Raw genomic sequence first — 19,322 nt, 5'->3', positions numbered from 1 at the left:
CATCCTGGCAAACTTCGCGTTTCTGTATCCAGAACAAACATCAAAACCCGGGCCAACCGTGTTGGCTCAGGCTCTTGTTATTTTCACCTTAACCGGTCATTTCTTGGCTGTTGAACCGGAACTGCTTGGAACCGGAGTACTCGGTACAGTACTGGATGGTTTCGAAGTAGAACCCGTGGCACCGGTACTGGAAGTCGAGGGCTCTACCGTGGTCGTGGTTGGCCCTGAAGTAGCCCGGCTGAAGGGTCTGGTGGGTTGAATCACCCCAGGCAAGCCACCGACATTGGGTTTTTTCCTGGGTTTACGCTTGGGCGGTTTGGTCTTGGTGCCTTTTTTGTGTTTTTCCAGTTCCTTGGCAATGAATTTAAATTGGGTCTGCGACCACCAGCGACAATTGCGGTTGAATAACCGGTAGTAATATTTACTGCCAATCAATTTTCTGAGAAGTTTTTTGATGCGGGTATCAACTTTCTTCGATGTTTTGTAATAAGAGTCTTCAATGATGTCACCACCCAGTTCTGTGTCCTGATACACCTCACCGGTCAACCCCCATTTCCAACTGGTACCACTGGCCCCAAAACTGAATGAGATGTAATGACCATTGGGATCACCGATACACAATGACTGATGCCCGGCTGGCTCTGAGCCTGAACTGCCCTCAATCCAGACGTCAGTTCCCATCGGATCCAGAGCTGATACCGGATTGTTACCAACAAACGTGTAAGCATTGCCCACATTGTTTGGATCCCATACCGGATCACGTTGCATGAAGCGTCCGGTGGCGGGGTTGTAATACCGGTTGCGGAAATAAAACAACCCGGTTTCAGGATCATAACGCCGACCCTGATAAAGCAGACGGTTATCGATTGACACGCTTTGTTCAAACTGACCAAAATCATCATATCTGGTTTGTTCGACCTGAGTTCCGGACTCATCACTCATGGCAACCACATTATTCCTGACATCACGGTGAAACCAGAATGTTCCAGGCACCGTGGCTGACACAGAAGTCTCCATTTGAGTGGGTTGGTCTATACCGGCTCCAAAAACATAAGAAGCTATGGGTCCATTGTTGTTGTAATCGGCATCACTGGCCCACTCTTCTATGACATGCCAGCCATCATACAAGTAGCGTCTTTCTTCATCCACCGTGGTGGTTGGCATTTGATAAGTGGTCCTTTGTACCCGACGGTTGAACGTGTCATATTCATAAAGCGCACGCAAAGCGTTGTCACTTTTGCGGCGCACTTCGATGAGTCGGTTACGATAGTCATAGAAATAGAGGAATCCAGCTGAATCAGTCAGGTTGCCATTGTCATCATGCAGTTGTGGACCAGCGCCACCTGCAGAGTCATATTCATTCATGTTATTGAGGGTGTAATTATCTGAAAACTGTATCGGCGGACCACCAAAATCCTGAGTGAAATCAACCGAATCACGATTGCCCACACCATCCAGCTGGTATTCAATCAACTGCGAAAAAGTCTCGCCACCGAAGTCATCAATGAACGTGCTTTCAGAACGATAGGCAGAATCCAGTTCATACAGGTTTTCAGGCCCACCAGGCAAGTCGGACATCAGCTCACTGATGCGCATGTAGTTGCGGTTGTAGCCGTAAGAACGGTCAATGAATGGTATGCCAGAATCCAGATGCACCATCCCAATCGGTTCACGCACGGCACTGTAACCCACGTTATTGGTCTGCCCGATGTCCAGAAAGCTCAGACTGGTGTCATTACCCATTGCCATGTGCAACGGCCTGGCATCACATGGACAGGCTTCACTACAAGCCTCTGGGCCCATCCAGTCAGTTGATAACACCGTCAGTGACGGCAAGGGTCCTCTGTTGCTGATGCCTGACGGATTGGGTTCAACCACCTGAACCACCCTGTTGAGTGCATCGTGGGTGTATTCAATGTTTCGGCTGCTTGGATAACTCAGACTCAATCTGCGATCATCTCCAGCCAACACATTCGAATAAGGTTCAAAATCCTGTTGTTCTTCAATCAGACGATTCAATGAGTCATAAATCCTGTCCACTTGATGATCACTGGCAGTGCCGTTGTTGTCCACCGTCCGGGTTACTCTTGAGAGGCCATCATATTGATGTGTTTCCTGGGTGGTACCAATCACCCCTTGACCTCGGTTGATATCCCGTTGTACCAGGCGATTGATCCCATCGAAGGTCTGGGTGATCACTGAGCCATTTGGATCAGTGATTGCAATCAGGTTGTTATCACGATCATACATCTGAGTCAGGACCGTACCATCGGCATTCAATTGCTGAACCTGCCGGTCTCGGGCATCATAAAAATATTGTGTGGTGTTACCATTGTCATCAATCACTGCTGACAGCAAGCCATTCAGGTTATACCAGTACAGCAAGTCAATGAAGCCATCCGGGTTCAGTGGGTTACTGGTGTCCAGGGCTCCACTGCCGTTGCCACCAACCCGTAATTCCTGCCGTTCAAGGAGTACCAGGTCCCGCCCATCATATGCGTAGTGACTGCGGTTGCCTGGCTGATTGATATTACCCGGATATACGGACCAGGGATCGACCACCAGATTGGGATTTTGGGCATCGGACTTCTCCCTGATGTTGTCACGGCTGTCATAGTGGTATCGCTTGGTACGACCCACTTGATCGGTTTCCCGGACCAGCCGGTTAAGCTGATCATAGACATAGCGGGTCACAAAGGTTTCATCAGCCACAGCAGTGGTATCACTGACATCGGTTTCGGTCAGGCTCAGCACATTGCTGTTGGCATCGTATGTGTAAGCCACGCTGTTGCCCAGGGGGTCCAGGCTAAATAAACTGCGACTGACGCCATCGTAAACGGTTTGTTTGGTGTCACCGTCGTCCTCACTGAGGTAAGTGACACGCGATAAAGCATCGTATTCCGTGAATTCGGTAACCATTCCATCATTGTTGTCATCACGCAAATCTTCAGGGCGCAATGGATTAAAACCATCGGCAAGAAACAACACCTGATCCCGCTGATACTGGCGGTTCAATTCATCATGCACATAAAACTCATCCTTCAGTAACACATTGCCGGCACCAGGTTGGTTGGCCCGGTGTCCAGAGACTTGCATGCGGATGCGGTTTGAAGCCACATCATAAAACCATTGCACCTGATTGCCGATGGCATCAATGACTTGGGTGTTGCGATCAAAACCGTCATACACACGGAGGGTTTCTTCGGGCCCCGCCACGGCATCATTGTCTTCGGCATCCAACCGCCTTGACACATTGCCATTCAGGTCATAATCGTACTGCACAATTGCCTCGTCAGCAGAGGCAAACCCACGGACCTCTTTGAACAGAAGATCTCGCTCATCATATTCATAAGACACCTGATTGCCCTGCGGATGAGTGACCCGCACCAGGTTCTCATTGCCATCGTATTGCCATTGGGTCACTGCCTGACTGGCCGCATCAATTTCCACCGCAGTACTCAACAGACCACCAAGGATGTCATAGGTGTGGATGAGTTCAACCCAATCACCCACGCCAGCCGTCACCGATACCGATGCCTCATTCTGCACCTCTTTAAGCACCACCCTGCCATTGTGGTCGTAATGATGTCTTTGTTGATAACCAAACGCCGTTTCACCGGTAACCAGTTCACCCTGCAACACAGCCTCATCAACGTTGGCACCACGGGTTTCAACCAATAACTCATTCAACGTGTTGTACTCATATGTTGTCACCACGCCCCGGGGATTTTGCAGACTGTTGACATTGCCACCCGGGTCATAGCCATAGAAGGTTTTCAGCTCAGCTGGTGGGACAGGGGCGGTACGCCGGTTGGATGCAGGCGCACTGTCTTTGATGTCACTTGCCAGATAACCTCGATTCAATGATGAAGGCTGTCCCGGAATGATGAGACCATCACCATCAGGATCATTTTCAGGGTGATAAACAAAACTGCTGATGTTGCCTTCAGCATCAATTTCGGCCACCTGTTGGCCCCGGTCATTCCACTGCGCCTCGGTGATGATGTTTTGCGTTGTGCTGCCGGTGGAGATGGCTTGATGCGCATCCACCCTCAGCAACACAGCAGGTTCCTCACGCCTCACCCACAGTCCAAGTAGCTGATCGGTTTGTCCATCCTGATTCAGGTCTCCCAGGTTTCTTGGTATGCTGCCCAAGTCAATACCGTACTTCACCACATCTGGGATTGTCAGGTTGTGTTCCTGATAATCAAAAAGATAATGCCTGGTATACCGTGCTGCTGTATGACTTCCCAATGGTGGAATGAATGATGCTGCATTGCCCCTGGGGCCCGTTTCACTGAACAATTGATTGAAAACAGGTTCATAGGTCATGGTGGTCACCAGGTCTTCACCTCCGCCTCGGTCGAGGTCGGCAATCTGTCTGATTTCAACTGCGTTTTTTTGCTGTGCCCGATTTCCCGTACTGTGGTATGCAAATTGATGAATGTTGCCTTCAGGCATGATTTTTTCGGTCATTTGCCCATCGGCATCATAACTGAACCTGGTAGCGTAGTGATCAGCGGGCTCCACCGGTCTGAGTCCCTGGGTCAATTCACGCAGTTCCTTCAGATGGTTCAATTCATTGATCAAGTACATTTTCTGCAGGCCATTGCGTTCCAGCAGCGAAACTTCCAGCCTGATCACCGAAGGATCACCCAGTGGAATACCACTGTTGATTGTCTGGTAATCAAATATCACAGTGCCTCCGGCAGGTGTGGCCGATGCATTGGTACCACCAACTGTCAATGCCACCACACGATCTGACTCAACACCGCTGCTGCCGTAACTGATGCTGATGCCAGCAGGCCCCATATCTGCCGCCTCCTGAGGAAAAGTCACTGATTCAAGGTTATGCAGAACAGGTGCTGTCTGGCCCTGATCATAATAACTGTAATGTTCGCTGCGACCAGCTGGAAAATCATTGCCAGTCGAAGTACCGGTCACCAGGGGTGTTCGCACGGTCACCAAATGACCAGCTGAATCATAACCATAGGTCCACTCCCGCAGACTGTAATCACGCAATGTCACCAGTCGGTCGCGCCCTGCGATGTACTTATAATCCAGTTCATAGCTGCGTCCAAAAACATCCATAATCCCGGTCAGGTTTCCTGACCCGTCGTAACTGAAAGCCATTGAATTACCAAAGCGATCCTGATATTGGACCAGCCTACCCTGCGCAGAATACGTTCGTTTAAAGCCATCCGGCTCACGCAACAGATAATGACCATCGAGTTCCAGGGTCAAGGTGCCGAAATATCCTTTCGGGGCAGTGTAACTGTCATCAGGATTCAACGTCCATGAGGCCACATGTCCTTTGCCATTGGATCGCTGCACATTCCCATTTGAGGTAATTTGCAAACGCTCGTTGTAAATAAAATCCCAGCCATGACCCAGAGGGCCGTCATACTCCAATTGACTGCGATGTCGGCGGGTAAAAGCAAAATTCAACTGTCCCCGTCCCGGTACGGTGAGGTCTGTGCGATCCAGCCTGGCCTCCCCGGAACTGAGCACCACACTCACCTGTTCTCCATAAACAGCTGCCCCATGGGCATCATCACCATCATTCACAGGTTCCTGAGCGGCAGATGATACCCTGGGAAAAAACAATGGCCGGTCTTCAAACCCATCCAAATAGATGACATCAGATGTGGCCGCATTTAACGGCAGTGAAAAAAACCCCAAAACCATCAGACAATACCACCTTAAATAACGGATGAATTGAGCGGGTAAAGAAATGCTGCTGTTGATTGGATCAGTGGCTGATTGTTCCATGATAACTCCTGGCTGTGATGGATGTCCCCTATTCATACATGCGTCGGCATTCACCCAAATGCGCCACTTTTTTGTTCACTGACCATAACCAGGAAATACACAAAAACCCAAAGCCAATGAAGGAGATATGCGATAGAATCACCAACAATCACCACAGACAATTAAAAAAACATGAAATACTGGTTCATTTTATGTCTGGCATTGACCGGCCCGGTCAAAGCTTTGGACCTGGACAGAAAATCAGCGAACGTGGCCTACATACAACTGCCCACAGATCCCATCACCCAATTGGGGAACAGAACAGTCAGCACTCAGGTCAGCGCCTTTTATGACACCTATGAAACCAGGCAAACCATTGAAAACACCTTCAGGTTACATGGCTTTAATCGGGTAGAAAAAGCCGGCTATTTACACATTGAGTTCCGGTTTGATACGCTTAAAATTCAGGAAACGCGGGTCAAAACCCACAAGAGGGAAGACAAAAACCGTGATGGCCAGACCAGGATCAAATACACCTACACACCTGAACTGGAATACTCAGTCGGTGCACGGATCATCATTCACTACCCCGATGGGAAACAACAATCCCATCGCTATGGATCGTCTTATATCAAACACAAGGGCGAAACCACTCCGTCACAAACATCAGCCTGGAACTACCTTAACCACAACATCAACGAGTTAAGGGCAGAGTTGTACCATGAGTTTTTATATGAAACCATGATTGAATTTAACGACAAACTCAATGCCATGCATGGCTACCAACCCATCTTCGGTGAAACCAGTTTTTTGATCATGGATTCAAAAAAATACCCGGAATATGCTGATTACAAAAAAGTCGAACAGGACCTCAAAGCCATCTTTGGGCAAATGGCCCCTCATGATGACGTCGCTGCTTTAAAACCCGCCTTGTTACCGATCATTCGATTCCTCGATGAAATCCCCAAACGCTACCCCAGTAACAAAAGGGCCCACAGAAAAATGCGCTATGCCAGTTACTACAACATCGCGCAAATTCACTATTGGTTGGATGAATTTAACCAGGCACGAAACTATTTTCAGAAAGTCATCGATAATGACTACCGCGAGGGAGAAAGCAAACGCATGCTTAAACGCATTGCCAATGACCTGCAATTATTACAAATCAACCAGGTCAAAAGCCGACACCTGAATCCCCAGGCCATGCCCAATCATCCTTAGGCAGCAACTGGGTTGATGCTGACCTTACCACCACAGATGGTCAATCATGGGAAGGTAAAATCGCCTTGATCGATGACAACCCTCATCCACTGCACACCCTGAGTCAAGTGAAGCATGTGGCCTTCAGGTACCTCGAATGAAAAAAATTCTGGTAATAACACTTTTAGCTTTCATTTTGGCATCAGAATGTAAAGCACAACTTAACTTGAATTTATATTTAAGCGAAATCAATCAAGATAATGGATTGGTAATCGATGGACTGAATGAAAATGATAGTTTGGGAGTTTCAGTCAGCTTTGCTGGTGATGTGAATGGTGACGGTATTGATGATTTTATCATTGGAGCAGATGATGCTGGGACAAGTGATGACAATCGAACTGGGATGGCTTATGTCATTTTGGGGATGCAAATGGATATCCAAACACATTGAATCCAGCTAACCTTGATGGTTCTAATGGAATTGTGATACAAGGTGAAAATCCTGGTGACCTGTTTGGATCTGTCAGTGGAGCAGGAGACTTTAATGGGGATGGAATAGGAGACTTGCTGGTTGGTGCGGGTGTTGCACGAAAAACTTATGTCATTTACGGAACTGAAAACTCACTACCACATCCACTTTTGGTATCAGAAATGGATGCAACACAAGGGTTTATCATCGATGGAACAGCATATAGTAGACGTGTTGGAACAAGTGTAAGATTTGCAGGTGACTTAAACGGTGATGGAATTTCTGATGTTGTAATTGGTGCTCCTGAGTTTAACACTCAAAGAGGATTTGCTTTTGTGGTTTTTGGGTCAAATAGTTTCACGCTAGGCTCGATAGATCTCACAACTCTTAATGGAGAAAATGGTTTTTACATCCCTGGAGGATTTGCCGGAGGTAACATAGGCGCATCTTTGAATAATGCTGGTGATTTTAATGGAGATGGTATTGATGATTTGATCATTGGTGGTCCCAACAGTACATTGCCTAGTGGTGCAAACAGGACCGGAGCTGCATTTGTGATATTTGGAAAAACAGATGGATTTCCAGGAGGAATATCATTGCATGACATGAGCTCAGATACAGGCTTTATTATGAGTGGAACCGAGGATGGTGATTGGTTAGGAGGTTCAGTTTCATTTGCGGGTGATTTTAATAAAGATGGTATTGATGACATCATAATTGGAGCATCAGGAGCAAATGATAATTTCGGATTTGCATACATAATTTTTGGCAGTCAATCTGAATTTCCACCAATTTTCTATGTAAATAGTCTGGATCAAAATACGGGTGAATAGTTAACGGTTTACGAAGCAGCCACACAGGAAATTCAGTTCGTCATGCCGGAGACTTTAATGGTGACGGTATCAGTGATGTCATCATTGGAGCACACAGAGCAAATGGCGAGTTTGGAAGATGGGGTGGTAAGAGTTATGTGATTTTTGGCAGTGAAGATACCGATTTATCACCAATCGAATTAGTTAATTTAACAGAAGAATTAGGATTCGTCATATGGGGCACAAGAATCGATGATTTTTCGGGTCGAAGTGTAAGTTCAGCTGGAGACATTAATGGTGATGGTATTGATGATGTGATTATTGGAGCTCCAAGAGCAGACCCAAATGGACTATCTGATGCTGGTCAAAGTTATGTTGTTTTTGGAAGTGACATTATCTTTAAAAGTGGATTTTAATCATCAACAACTTTTGATCTTATGGTCTGAAGCTGATCAGCATAGTAATACTCAAGATCCATTCTTTTAGTATTCAGATATTAAGGGAAAGTCATGCAAATCTCTTTAAAAGTTGGATCTTGATATTTCATTACATTCCATTCATATGCTTAATTTTTGTTTATCCATTAGGTCATCTTGTTCGGCTAAACGTTCTTGATAAATAGCCATGTTTCCTTTTGATTTTTGCCAAATATGAAATCTTATGTGTTTTTGAATCTCTTGAATGAAGGGAAGATATTTTTTTCTCCATTTCTTATATGCCATTTCATTTTGTTTTTGTGTTTCTGGATATTAGTCTGTGCATAACTCTTCGGTAAATTTCGTTCCATGAATGGCTCCATATACATGAAATAAATCCATTTCATAATCTCCAGCAGAGTCTGTTGATTGTTCGGCAGTTGAATTATTAACGGCTGAAATAATAACGACCATTCTCCAAATTACATGTTTTATCGACATAACCCACCACTTACTAGCTTGCTTCTTCGGTTAAAAAGCGTAGTACGCCCCGCACCCGAAACTCAAAATGTTCAGGTGGTGGTGGCTGTCGCTTGACTTGTTTTTGCAATAAAGGGTTTTGTGTTCGTCGTTAGGGTTGTTGCTTTTTGACGTGACGCTGCAATCTACATGACCGTTCTTGTCGAATTCAATAGACTTCGGCCCGTTTCCGGAACAGGCTGTCCCCGAACCCAGAGGTGGACATTTAAATTCCAGATAGACGGCCTCGTGGCCCGCCAGCTTGAATTGATAGCCATTTGACGTCTGTGGGGTCGACAGGTCCCCGCTGAGGATTTCAAATTGGAAGTCAGTAGCCGTGTCACCTGGCGGGCTGCACATCTGGTTTTTATAAGTGTCACAATAGTTATTGCAAAAATAGCTGTAGTTGCCGACGGTGGTGTACGACTCCTCAGTACTCTGCTGAGGGGTAGTAGTTGCGCGAAGGCACGAGGCAAAAGAGGCCAAGAGGAGAATAGCGGTAATGATGAGGATCTTCATTTTTAACTCGTTTGATTGATTGAGAATAGGAAGCATAATGCCCTATAAAATAATTGGAATGATTATACGGAACAAAGACCTCATTGTCCACATTAGCACACCCATGAGGACAGCTAAATGTTCAAAAATATTCTGCAGAAAAGTTTAGGACAGGCATTTCCTAAGAAATATCAGACGGCCACTTCATATATTTGCCACAGCTAATTCCAGCTGAATTTATGAAAATCATGGTTTTAAACGGAGAAAACCATGGGATTAGCACGGAAGTATCAGATTTGCGTCTCGGAAACCCCTTATTACCACATTGTATCGAGATGCCTACGCAGGGCCTTCTTATGTGGTGATGATCATGCTTCTGGGCGAACTTTCGAGCATCGACGGAAGTGGATCGTTGAACGCATGAAATACCTGGCTAAATTATTCAGCATTGACATCTGTGCTTATGTGGTGATGTCGAACCACTTTCAAGGTTAACAACAATGCTGATTGGTCAGACAAAAGGGTGTTGATGACATGGGCAGGATTATTCGATCTTCCTGGGCCCTGTGAACCCTATCTGAGGGGTGAGCAATTGAGCAAACCTCAATTGGATTTCGTGATTCAAAAAGCGGAAGTTTATCGCAAGCGGCTGAGATCCATTTCATGGTTTATGAAAAAATCGTCAGGAACGATTTTTCAAGCCAGCCCCGCAGGGGTGAGTCTCATGGATGAGACGAAAAAATGCTCAATGAGTACATTGCTCGAAGGGCTAATATTGAAGATGGCTGCACGGGCCATTTCTGGGAAAGCCGGTTTAAAAGCCAAGCCCTGCTGGCCAGAAAATGCTCCTACATTTCTATTATTCTCCACATCCATGTGGCTCGATGAGCAGGCTTTTTTGACTTGTATGGCAGCATAGGCTAAAAAGTGAGTGCGGTTTTTGTATAGCAAAAGAAGCGCTTGCTTTGTGCCGTCATGCGTGTGGACCTGAACCTAATCAGGGCAGCAGCACAATGAACAACTAAATGGCGGTTTTCACGCAGTGAAAGAAGCCTTTTGGTTGTGAGTGACCGTGCGTGGCAAAGACGCCAGAGCAATCTGATTACACCTCTATCCAAGAGAGAATCAAAGACAAAAACACCAGGCTGATCGGCTTTGGATATGACGAAAATGACCAGCCATTTTCACTGTCGGGTTACCTTGATCTGGTGGATTTTTCTGGAAGGGCAATCCTGGAAACCAAACGCGGATACATTCCAGAAAACCTGCCGCCAATCTTAGACCGACTGGGCCTCGATCCAGACACCTGGCTCGATGAGCTTAAGGGCATTAAGTCAGTCGGATTCACAGCAGTCGGCACAGTGGATCAGCTCAAAAGTTTCTGTCAGAAAGTTGGTAAAAGATTCGCTGTAGGTCACCGAAAAACCAGCCCGGGAGTAGCTAACCAACCATCAAACCCATCCAGCAGATCCTGTCTGCCACCGGCATACTCAGCTGAAATCGGGCCAATTCAGTCAACTTCATCGAAACTGAGCATTCAGGCCTCACATTCTGCTTCCTGACCAATCAAACCAACTATTTACCACATACAAACCAGCTTAAATACTCAAGCTGGTATATATAACTAGTGCCTGTCCCTCTATTTTCTCTATTTCTCACCCCTGACCTCAGACTATCAGCAATCAGCCTCACACATAAAAAAGCCAGACTGTCATTCAGCCTGGCTTATCAGTGTCCTCAGCAATCAGGTCGATTGATCAATTGGCCACATATGTCGCCGAACAATCTTCGGTACCCATGTTACAAACCATGAACACCTGAGCATATTTTTTGAAGAAAGCGTAAGTGGCTTCATTGACGCCACTGAAGGTATCCAGTAATTCACCATTCAAATACACATCCACGCCCTGAGCTTCAGTCGACCAGTTCAAAGTGGTGTAAATATTACGCCCGTGCCGGTAATGAGATCCCACAAGTACCGGAGGCTCAATTGGAGGTGTGAAGCGAACAGGTGATGCAAAAGCCACAAACACATTGGATGCTGGCATCGCAAATGACTGATAGGTTATTAATGACTCATCAGTCAGATAAAACGCACCATTCCAGCTCCCGATCAACAAAGCACCCTGGTCATTGATGTCTATGTCATGCAATCCACCACCAATATCCAATGTCTGCACCACATTACCCGATACATCGTATTTAGCCACATAACCATTCCAGCTGACCATGTATATTTCACCGGCGGCATTGGCAGTGACTGAACGTGATGATGATAAGTGGCCTAAGTCAACTGACCTGACCAACTCCAGGCTCAGTGGATCAAATACATCCACATCCCCATAAAAATTTCGCAGCGCATACAATTGGTTATCAGCACCTAAAGTGATGTCAATGTAATCACTGGTGTCAATGAATCGCTGATGGGTCAATGATTGTTCATTGAAAGCAATGAGCCCCTTGGCTTCGCCGCCAAAAGTGGACCCGTCGGTGAGGAAAACCACCTCACCTACATTGGCAATACCCCCATATGTCAGATTATTCGGGGTACTCCAACCATCGATCTGATAACTCTCCCAGTAGTTGCCATCATAAACATTCAGTTCAGGGGCAAATGTGCCATTAAAAACCGCAAGCCTTCCGTTTTCCAGGATGGTGATGTCCCTGACTTGTTCTGCATTGAAACCCATAGGCACTTCCAGGGTAGAAAGCACATCGCCATTCGTATTGTATTCATAGATGGTCTGATCATTGACAATGAGCAAGCTATTGGGATCAAAAAGCGGAACAGCAGCAACAGTTAAGCTGGTAGCCAGCATGGCACAGGCCACAGACGATTTAACGGAAATTTTCATAAACACTCCTTATTTAAAATAGATATTACGTTTGAAGATTCAAACTGTCCTTTCGTCCATTATAGACCACTTTTTCAAACAGGCCAAGCTCGGAAATAAATGGATGGTATTGACCCCATATCCAGGGGTGGTTTCAGTTTTTTGAACCACAAGAATGCCGGGGAATCATGGCTTTACCACTAAACAAATAACTCCCATGTCTTTTACGAATTCATAGGTCAATTTAAAAAACGGGACATTAATGAATGCCCCGACTCATTGATAACGATTTGTTTTAAGTGTCAGATTTGGCAAGATTTTGGTATTTGGCGTTGTTTGACTTATATGCCGCCACCCTGGCATCCAACTCTTGTTGCATCGACCTGCCATCACTGGCCGACTTCACTATGCGTCCATAAAAATAGTCTATATAAGTTTGTTTCAGGTTCACCAAGGCTGCATCAGCTTGCTGATTGGCTGTTGCCCGTTGTGAATTACCACAATAAGAAAACCATGTACTCCCAGTATACCCCCACTCACTGGGTGGAGAATATCGATTGAGCCTATTCAATGGGTCTTGTGCATCATGGATGGTGTCATGGATGATAAAAAAGGTGTGCCCATCCAAAGGTTGAGTATCTTCTACATCCCACCTTGCGGCTCTTTCGCTGACTTGTTGATTGATCGAGGGATAGATTGCTTCGACATACTCGGTGTAGTTTTGAGAAAGGAAAGCGACCTGGTTTTGAAGACTCTCTGTTGTTGAATCACTCACCCCATTCAGGGCTCTTGATGCAAGCCAGGCCTGTTTGCCCAAAGCCAAAACAAAACCTGAATAAAACATAAAATACGATAACTTAAGCATACCATCGGTTGGAAAGTCATATGTTTCGGCATTTTTATCTGGGTCGCCTCGCATCAGGTTAACTGCATCTAAGATACGTGGCGTGCCATTTAAATCGTTATTGATTTTGGTCACGAAACTACTTATACGATTTTTCGCGTCTATGTATGATTGTGAGGATGTATCAGGATTATCGGCATTTAAAATTTCCAAGTCTGACTCTTTAAAATGAGATCCTTCGTATTCTGACCAAGTTAAGATAACAGCATTGGCACTGTCCATTTCTAATTGAATACGATCATCCTGGAGCAGCATTTTTATTTGTGATAACAGTTCAGTCATTTGATCATCAGCTGTACTACTGAATGCTTTAAGCAAATCCATCAATACTGAAAAAACTGCACCCAATATTGGAGAACCTGCTTCCGCCAAGCCAGCACCGATGTAATCAAGAATATTCCAAATGGCCTTTTGCACATCTTCACCACCACCTGATTCTGCCAGTGTTTTCGGCCGTTCTGGCTCAATGACATGTCGAGGCGGTAATGGTGTCGGGGCTCCTTTTATCTCAAGTTGTCCAATTCGACTGATTGAAAAGTCTCTTAAAACAATGCTGATACTGTATTTTGTAGTAGTACGATAGTAAATGACTGTTCCTTTCGGATCATCATCCCATGGCAATGCAAGCACACTTAATAACTCATTGGTTTCCTTATTGTCATTAACCAATGGATATGTCTCAGCCAACATTTTTGAAAGTGTTTTTGATTGGATAGACCAGTACCTCAATAATTTCTCCATATCGTCAACCTGAGCCAAATCTGCCCACCTTGATGCTGCCAATATGTCAGGTTCATTATTGACAATGGTAACTGGAAGCTCAAATTCTTCCTGATATTTTTTAGCCAAAGATTTTAATTGATCCTCACCCAGTTCTGATGAATGAATGCGCACTTGTCTGTTCATTTGATTCCCCCTGTTATTTGATTTAATGACCAATCGGTCCGTTATACGACTGTACTTTTTTTACTTACTTTTTTTTACAGTTGAATGAGTGTACTACAAAATAAGGAATGCAGGGAGTGACTTACTTCATTAAGATGAGAGAACAGCAGTAACCTCAATCAATAACCTGAAACCATCAGTTCATGTAATCAGAGAGAACGCCGAAAGGTTCAGTCAAACTCATTCAATGGCTGCAAAGGAACACAACCCGCTGCCGGTTGATCGACTGGCCGTGGACGGCAATACAGTCCGACCGATTCACCAGAATGCTGATGTCGTTCATATGCCTGGGTCAGGTTAATGATGGACTGATGATCACTGGCCTTACCAAAAAAGACCTGATGGGCAAACATGATGTCATTGACGATTTCGACCGTACAGTCTTTCAGTGGTTTTTGGCTGGCGACATTTAGTGGAATAAACAATTGCCCATGGTCTTTTAACTCACCGGTTTTAGTCTTCACCCGGGCCAATTGACCAATGCCCTTTCCCAGTCCTTTCTTCTGACCGGTTATTTTTTGCCCGTACGCGGTGTATTCAAACTCAGGGCAACGGATATTGATCGGGATCTGATTGATACCCAAATCAAGGCAACTGGCCTCTCCGCGCTCACTGCTTTGGTAACTGACCGGGAGAAAGCCCAGTTGTACCGGCTTAAGTAACCGATAGTCCATAAAAACCTCAGCCATCTCCGGTCCGCCATCCAACCTGAAGTGGTCTTGTGACAACACCCCAAGGATCAGTGGTGTGCCTGAGACAAACTGGTTGGGCAGTGGCGGGGAAGCAATGTAGTATTTACTGATGAAGTAAGGCTGATCGCCAGCAAACTCCAAGCCAAAAGGCACTTCACGGATGTTATCTGTGCCCCATTGCATGTCCAATGACACGGCGGTGTTGTTGCAGGCAAACACGGTCAGCGGTTGCTGCTGTTTTTCATAAGCTTGTGGCGCCATGCCGGTGAAATTAACCCAGCCACGATCACCTGCCAGTGCAGAAGTGATGAAGCATCCTGATAATAAAATAATTGTGAGTAGATTGTGTGTCATGTCAGTTTCCCCGGCAGAATTAATTCAGTTTAAATCATTCATTAAATTGTACATTATAAGACATGCACTAATGAAGGTGACATACGAGCATTCTCATTTGCCTGTTACGGTTTCATTGCGAGAAAACTCAGTATCACGGTGCTGGTTTGGAAATTGAGACAATCTGTCCCAAATTTGAAAGTTGTTTTTTGGCACATCAGTAAGCTGGACAGTCCTTAAAAAAATTACCAATCAAAGCTCATGAAAGACAAAGCTCAAACACACCGAAGACGGCTCAATCGTGTCCTGCCACAAATCTCCTGGCTGATACTTTTGACGCTGTTCACCTTCACCTCACAGGCCCAAACTGACTCATTGTATGACCTTGACCCCAGGATGAAATATGCCAGACTGGTGTTACCAGATACAACCTCAGTCACTGCGATTACCATCAAATACATTGAAGGAAGTGGCATCGCCATTCAACAAAACCAAACCACGTTCCTGCCTGATCAATTCGCCACAAAGAAAGTCTCAGCTCAGCAGGTGAATGACAGCCTGAAAGTCGTTGATGGATTATTAAAAAAACACCAGCTGACCGCTCAGAGAACATTCGCAACTTTGGCAGAAGACTATCTGGATAACCGCCGAATCAATGCTGAACGAAACGTCCGGCAGGACTTAGTGGATTTGAATTTATTCCATTCTGCTCCATTGCCTGAAGGCAGCCATTACCAGGACGTGGCACAACTCATTGAGGCTTTGAACCAATTAAAAATCATTGAAGTGGCCTATGCAGAATCAATGGCACCACCACCATTGGTCAAGTCCAATACCCCGGACTTCGGCGCTTCACAAGGTTACTTGTTACCTGCGCCCAATGGCATCGATGCCCAGTTTGCCTGGAGCTTGCCAAATGGTCAGGGTGAAAACATCAAAATCATTGATGTTGAATACTCTTTCAACACCACCCATGAAGACCTGCCGGTCTTTGCTGACGATGCAGGTAACCATTATCCCGGCTATCGGGATCATGGCACAGCGGTACTCGGCATCATCGCCGCTGAGGACAATCAACTGGGAATCAAAGGCATTGCCGATCAGGCCATCATGGGTTTCCGCTCAGAGACTCAAGGCCGTGCCAGTGCCATCACCAGTGCCGCGGCATCGATGGCCAGCGGAGACATCATGCTGCTGGAAATGCAGTCATACGGACCTGAAACCGGCAACACCTGTGTGTGCACAAGCAACAATTGCAGATACGTTCCTGTGGAAAGTGAACCGGCGGTATTTGCAGCAATCAAACAAGCCACCGCCAATGGCATCATTGTCATCGAGGCAGGAGCCAATGGCAGCGTAAATCTGGATGACCCCATTTATCAGGGCGCCTTTAATCGCAAAGTCCAGGACTCTGGGGCCATCATCGTTGGTGCCAGTCTCTCAACCTCTCGCACACGGGCCTGTTTTTCCAATTATGGTAGCCGGGTGGATGTCCATGCATGGGGTGAAAACATCACCACAACCGGCTACGGAGACTTACAGAATGTGGGCTCAGAAGACAGTTTGTATACCGCTGTTTTTGGCGGCACGTCCGGCGCATCACCCATCGTGGTTGGCGCCGCAGCAACCATTCAGAGCATCGCTGACAATGCCGGTAAGCCAAAATATGATTCTTATGGTATGCGCAACCTGCTGAGTTCCACCGGCACCCCACAAGTGACAGGTGATACCGGTCACATCGGGCCTCAACCTGATCTGTACCAGGCCATCAGCAGCATCATTCCGGTGCTGGAAGATGCCTACCCGGTGTGTAACAACAACTACTGTATCCGCATGTTGGGGAACAATTTCGCAGCCGATGCTTCGGTTAAAGTCAGAGCAAATGCAGCCAACAGTCCCGTATTGGCCGAATTTGCTGGCAACGACATTTACGTTCGCTCAGATTACAACGGTCAGGAAAGGCTGCAATTTCCCATTCAGAATTTGTATCTACAAAATCTATTCAACAAAAATGGGCTGTGCTTCTGGGTTGTCAGCGACGGCATAGAAAGCAATGAACAATGCTTTACACGCCCGGCCACTGCAGCTCAGCCGCCTTTCATGGGTGAACCATTACTCAGCTATGGCAATGGCGAAGACCTCGAACACACCTCTTATGTGGTGGTGGGTACTAACAACAACCGGCTTAAATTCATGGGCAATTCATGGAAAAAAATAGCTTATGATTACCAGGTCACAACGGACACGGTGTTGGAATTTAAATTCAAATCCAACCGTCAGGAAAACGAAATATCCGGCATCGGCTTCATCATGGCAGGCAGCAACTCAGTAACACCGGCCAGGGTGTGGCAGGTTGATGGCACCGAAATCTACGGCAATCAAAGCCATCACAATTATTCTGGCACTGGCTGGGTCACTTACCGGATCCCCGTGGGACAATCATTCACCGGTCACATCTCGGACATGGTATTCATTGCGGATGAAGACCAGCATGTCGGCCAAAATGTGCTGTTTGAGGACCCTGCTCTGCTTGAAACATCATACCCAACACCTGTCAGGGGCTTCAGTTATGACACCTTAAGAAGTGGCCATGGCATACACATTTCACAAAGCGGTTCGACGTACTACCTGTACTTCTCATCATACGACCAAAACGGCCACCCGGAATGGTTTTATGGCAGCAGCACCTATGCCAACAACCAAATGTCCGGAACCCTCAACCAGGTCACTTATGATTTTAACAGCCAATCAACAACCCACACCACCGTGGGTAATTTCAGCCTGAATTACGGCGAGACCCAGGTTAACAGCAATGCCCACTGTGCAGGCAAAGACCGTCGCATGCAACTGGGTTCGTTCTACTGGAACATCAATGGTCAATCAGGCAACTGGTGTATTCAACCCATCTTTAAAAACAGCAATGATACACCCGCCCTGCCGGCACTCCACTCTGGCGTGTATTATGAGCCCACCCATTCTGGCAGCTGGGGAATCTCACTACAAACCCATGAAGCATCCAGTAAAGAATCATTTGCAGTGGTTTATTATTATGACAACAACGGCATCGGCAGATGGGTCTCTGATCATTCAGTACATTCATCCCTGGGTAACCTGACATACGGCATGCAACACCACACCGGCTACCCAAGAACCACCAGCGGCACCCTGTCCAGCCAATCTGCCGGACCATTCAGTATCGATTTTGGCATCGATACCACGGCCGATCTTGACATCACTTACCCATTAACCCCCGGCGGCGGGCTGTATAAAAACAATGCTTCCATTTCTCGGTTATTGCAGTAAACCAAAACGCCAAAAACCCAAAACCACAAGTCAGTTCATGCTGGCTTGTGGTTTATCCTTGTTCCCAATTCGCTGTATCAATAATAATTTGAAGAAAGAAGTCCAAAAGCCGTGCTCAGGCACGGGCAGATGAATTTAACTACATAGCAATGTTCTACAGCCCAAAACGCCGTCACACCAGTAATGGTCGTGTGACACCGACGGTTTATGAACAGAAGTTTTTTGAGAACCCAAAGAGTGTGTAGGAAACTCAGGCCTTACCAATCCATAAGAAATATCATACGTACACTTCATACATTTGCCACAGCTATTTCCAGCTGAATTTCTGAAAATCATGGTTTGAAACCGAGAAAACCATGGGACTGGCAAGGTTATACCAAGTTTGTCTGGAAGAAACGCCCTATTATCATGTCGTCTCAAGATGCGTCCGCAGGGCTTTCCTGTGTGGTGATGATCATGCTTCTGGGCGAACTTTCGAGCATCGACGGAAGTGGGTCGTTGAACGCATGAAATACCTGGCTAAATTATTCAGCATTGACATCTGTGCCTATGCAGTGATGTCAAACCACTTTCATATCGTCCTGAAGGTCAATAACAATGCCAATTAGTCTGACCAAAGGGTCTTGATGACCTGGGCAGGATTGTA

The 19,322-nt window shown here is 46.2% G+C and carries 13 protein-coding genes and 1 pseudogene; 8 read left to right on the top strand and 6 right to left on the bottom strand.

Annotation, left to right across the window (positions count from 1 at the left end; genetic code table 11):
• Positions 1 to 96 precede the first annotated feature (96 nt).
• Positions 97 to 5,772: an RHS repeat-associated core domain-containing protein gene (locus B0475_RS11855; protein WP_198538227.1), complete on the bottom strand. Its 5,676-nt coding sequence runs from the start codon at positions 5,770 to 5,772 to the stop codon at positions 97 to 99.
• Between the two features lie 171 nt (positions 5,773 to 5,943).
• Here B0475_RS11855 and B0475_RS11850 point away from each other — a divergent pair, with 171 nt between their 5' ends.
• The 5 genes and pseudogenes from B0475_RS11850 (at position 5,944) to B0475_RS11835 (ending at position 8,648) form a co-directional block, all read left to right on the top strand.
• Positions 5,944 to 6,972: a hypothetical protein gene (locus tag B0475_RS11850; RefSeq protein ID WP_077412080.1), complete on the top strand. Its 1,029-nt coding sequence runs from the start codon at positions 5,944 to 5,946 to the stop codon at positions 6,970 to 6,972.
• 136 nt (positions 6,973 to 7,108) lie between these two features.
• Positions 7,109 to 7,402, top strand: coding sequence for an integrin alpha (locus B0475_RS11845; protein ID WP_077412079.1), 294 nt, complete (start codon positions 7,109 to 7,111; stop codon positions 7,400 to 7,402).
• Entirely contained in the window at positions 7,399 to 8,253 is an 855-nt protein-coding gene (locus tag B0475_RS11840) for an integrin alpha (RefSeq protein ID WP_077412078.1), read from the top strand. Before B0475_RS11845 ends, B0475_RS11840 begins: the two co-directional genes overlap by 4 nt.
• Positions 8,250 to 8,381: pseudogene (locus B0475_RS18055) on the top strand (integrin alpha); the annotation flags it as partial. The gene B0475_RS11840 and the pseudogene B0475_RS18055, both read left to right, overlap by 4 nt.
• A gap of 9 nt (positions 8,382 to 8,390) precedes the next feature.
• Entirely contained in the window at positions 8,391 to 8,648 is a 258-nt protein-coding gene (locus B0475_RS11835) for an integrin alpha (RefSeq protein WP_157892903.1), read from the top strand.
• Positions 8,649 to 8,789: 141 nt separating this feature from the next.
• Here the strand turns inward: B0475_RS11835 and B0475_RS17690 are convergent, their stop codons facing one another.
• The gene (locus B0475_RS17690; RefSeq protein WP_157892902.1) at positions 8,790 to 8,954 is read right to left on the bottom strand and encodes a hypothetical protein; all 165 of its coding nucleotides are present in this window, start codon (positions 8,952 to 8,954) and stop codon (positions 8,790 to 8,792) included.
• A gap of 225 nt (positions 8,955 to 9,179) precedes the next feature.
• Positions 9,180 to 9,686, bottom strand: a complete 507-nt coding sequence (locus B0475_RS11830) for a hypothetical protein (RefSeq protein WP_198538225.1) — start codon at positions 9,684 to 9,686, stop codon at positions 9,180 to 9,182.
• Between the two features lie 571 nt (positions 9,687 to 10,257).
• On the opposite strand from B0475_RS11830, the gene B0475_RS17685 reads away from it, so the two are divergent.
• The gene (locus B0475_RS17685) at positions 10,258 to 10,584 is read left to right on the top strand and encodes a hypothetical protein (RefSeq protein WP_157892901.1); all 327 of its coding nucleotides are present in this window, start codon (positions 10,258 to 10,260) and stop codon (positions 10,582 to 10,584) included.
• Positions 10,585 to 10,741: 157 nt separating this feature from the next.
• Entirely contained in the window at positions 10,742 to 11,227 is a 486-nt protein-coding gene (locus B0475_RS11820) for a hypothetical protein (RefSeq protein WP_077412074.1), read from the top strand.
• Positions 11,228 to 11,422: 195 nt separating this feature from the next.
• On the opposite strand, the gene B0475_RS11815 is transcribed toward B0475_RS11820, so the two are convergent.
• The 3 genes from B0475_RS11815 to B0475_RS11805 form a co-directional block, all read right to left on the bottom strand.
• Positions 11,423 to 12,520, bottom strand: a complete 1,098-nt coding sequence (locus B0475_RS11815; RefSeq protein ID WP_077412073.1) for a ligand-binding sensor domain-containing protein — start codon at positions 12,518 to 12,520, stop codon at positions 11,423 to 11,425.
• Positions 12,521 to 12,794: 274 nt separating this feature from the next.
• A complete protein-coding gene (locus B0475_RS11810) occupies positions 12,795 to 14,309 on the bottom strand; it encodes a hypothetical protein (protein WP_077412072.1) in 1,515 nt (504 codons plus the stop codon).
• Between the two features lie 209 nt (positions 14,310 to 14,518).
• Entirely contained in the window at positions 14,519 to 15,394 is an 876-nt protein-coding gene (locus B0475_RS11805; RefSeq protein WP_077412071.1) for a hypothetical protein, read from the bottom strand.
• 240 nt (positions 15,395 to 15,634) lie between these two features.
• Here B0475_RS11805 and B0475_RS11800 point away from each other — a divergent pair, with 240 nt between their 5' ends.
• Positions 15,635 to 18,676, top strand: a complete 3,042-nt coding sequence (locus tag B0475_RS11800; protein WP_077412070.1) for a S8 family peptidase — start codon at positions 15,635 to 15,637, stop codon at positions 18,674 to 18,676.
• Positions 18,677 to 19,322: the final 646 nt, after the last annotated feature.

Source organism: Marinicella sediminis, assembly GCF_002000055.1.
Taxonomy (GTDB): Bacteria; Pseudomonadota; Gammaproteobacteria; order Xanthomonadales; family Marinicellaceae; genus Marinicella; species Marinicella sediminis.
The sequence above is the reverse complement of the archived record's forward strand: the minus strand, read 5'-3'. Positions and strand labels throughout refer to the sequence as shown.

Coding starts and splice junctions, on each gene's coding strand:
- B0475_RS11845 (WP_077412079.1), top strand. CDS start 7,109: ATGAAAAAAATTCTGGTAATAACACTTTTAGCTTTCATTTTGGCATCA.
- B0475_RS11855 (WP_198538227.1), bottom strand. CDS start 5,772: ATGGAACAATCAGCCACTGATCCAATCAACAGCAGCATTTCTTTACCC.
- B0475_RS17690 (WP_157892902.1), bottom strand. CDS start 8,954: ATGGCATATAAGAAATGGAGAAAAAAATATCTTCCCTTCATTCAAGAG.
- B0475_RS11810 (WP_077412072.1), bottom strand. CDS start 14,309: ATGAACAGACAAGTGCGCATTCATTCATCAGAACTGGGTGAGGATCAA.
- B0475_RS11800 (WP_077412070.1), top strand. CDS start 15,635: ATGAAAGACAAAGCTCAAACACACCGAAGACGGCTCAATCGTGTCCTG.
- B0475_RS11805 (WP_077412071.1), bottom strand. CDS start 15,394: ATGACACACAATCTACTCACAATTATTTTATTATCAGGATGCTTCATC.
- B0475_RS11815 (WP_077412073.1), bottom strand. CDS start 12,520: ATGAAAATTTCCGTTAAATCGTCTGTGGCCTGTGCCATGCTGGCTACC.
- B0475_RS11850 (WP_077412080.1), top strand. CDS start 5,944: ATGAAATACTGGTTCATTTTATGTCTGGCATTGACCGGCCCGGTCAAA.
- B0475_RS11830 (WP_198538225.1), bottom strand. CDS start 9,686: ATGAAGATCCTCATCATTACCGCTATTCTCCTCTTGGCCTCTTTTGCC.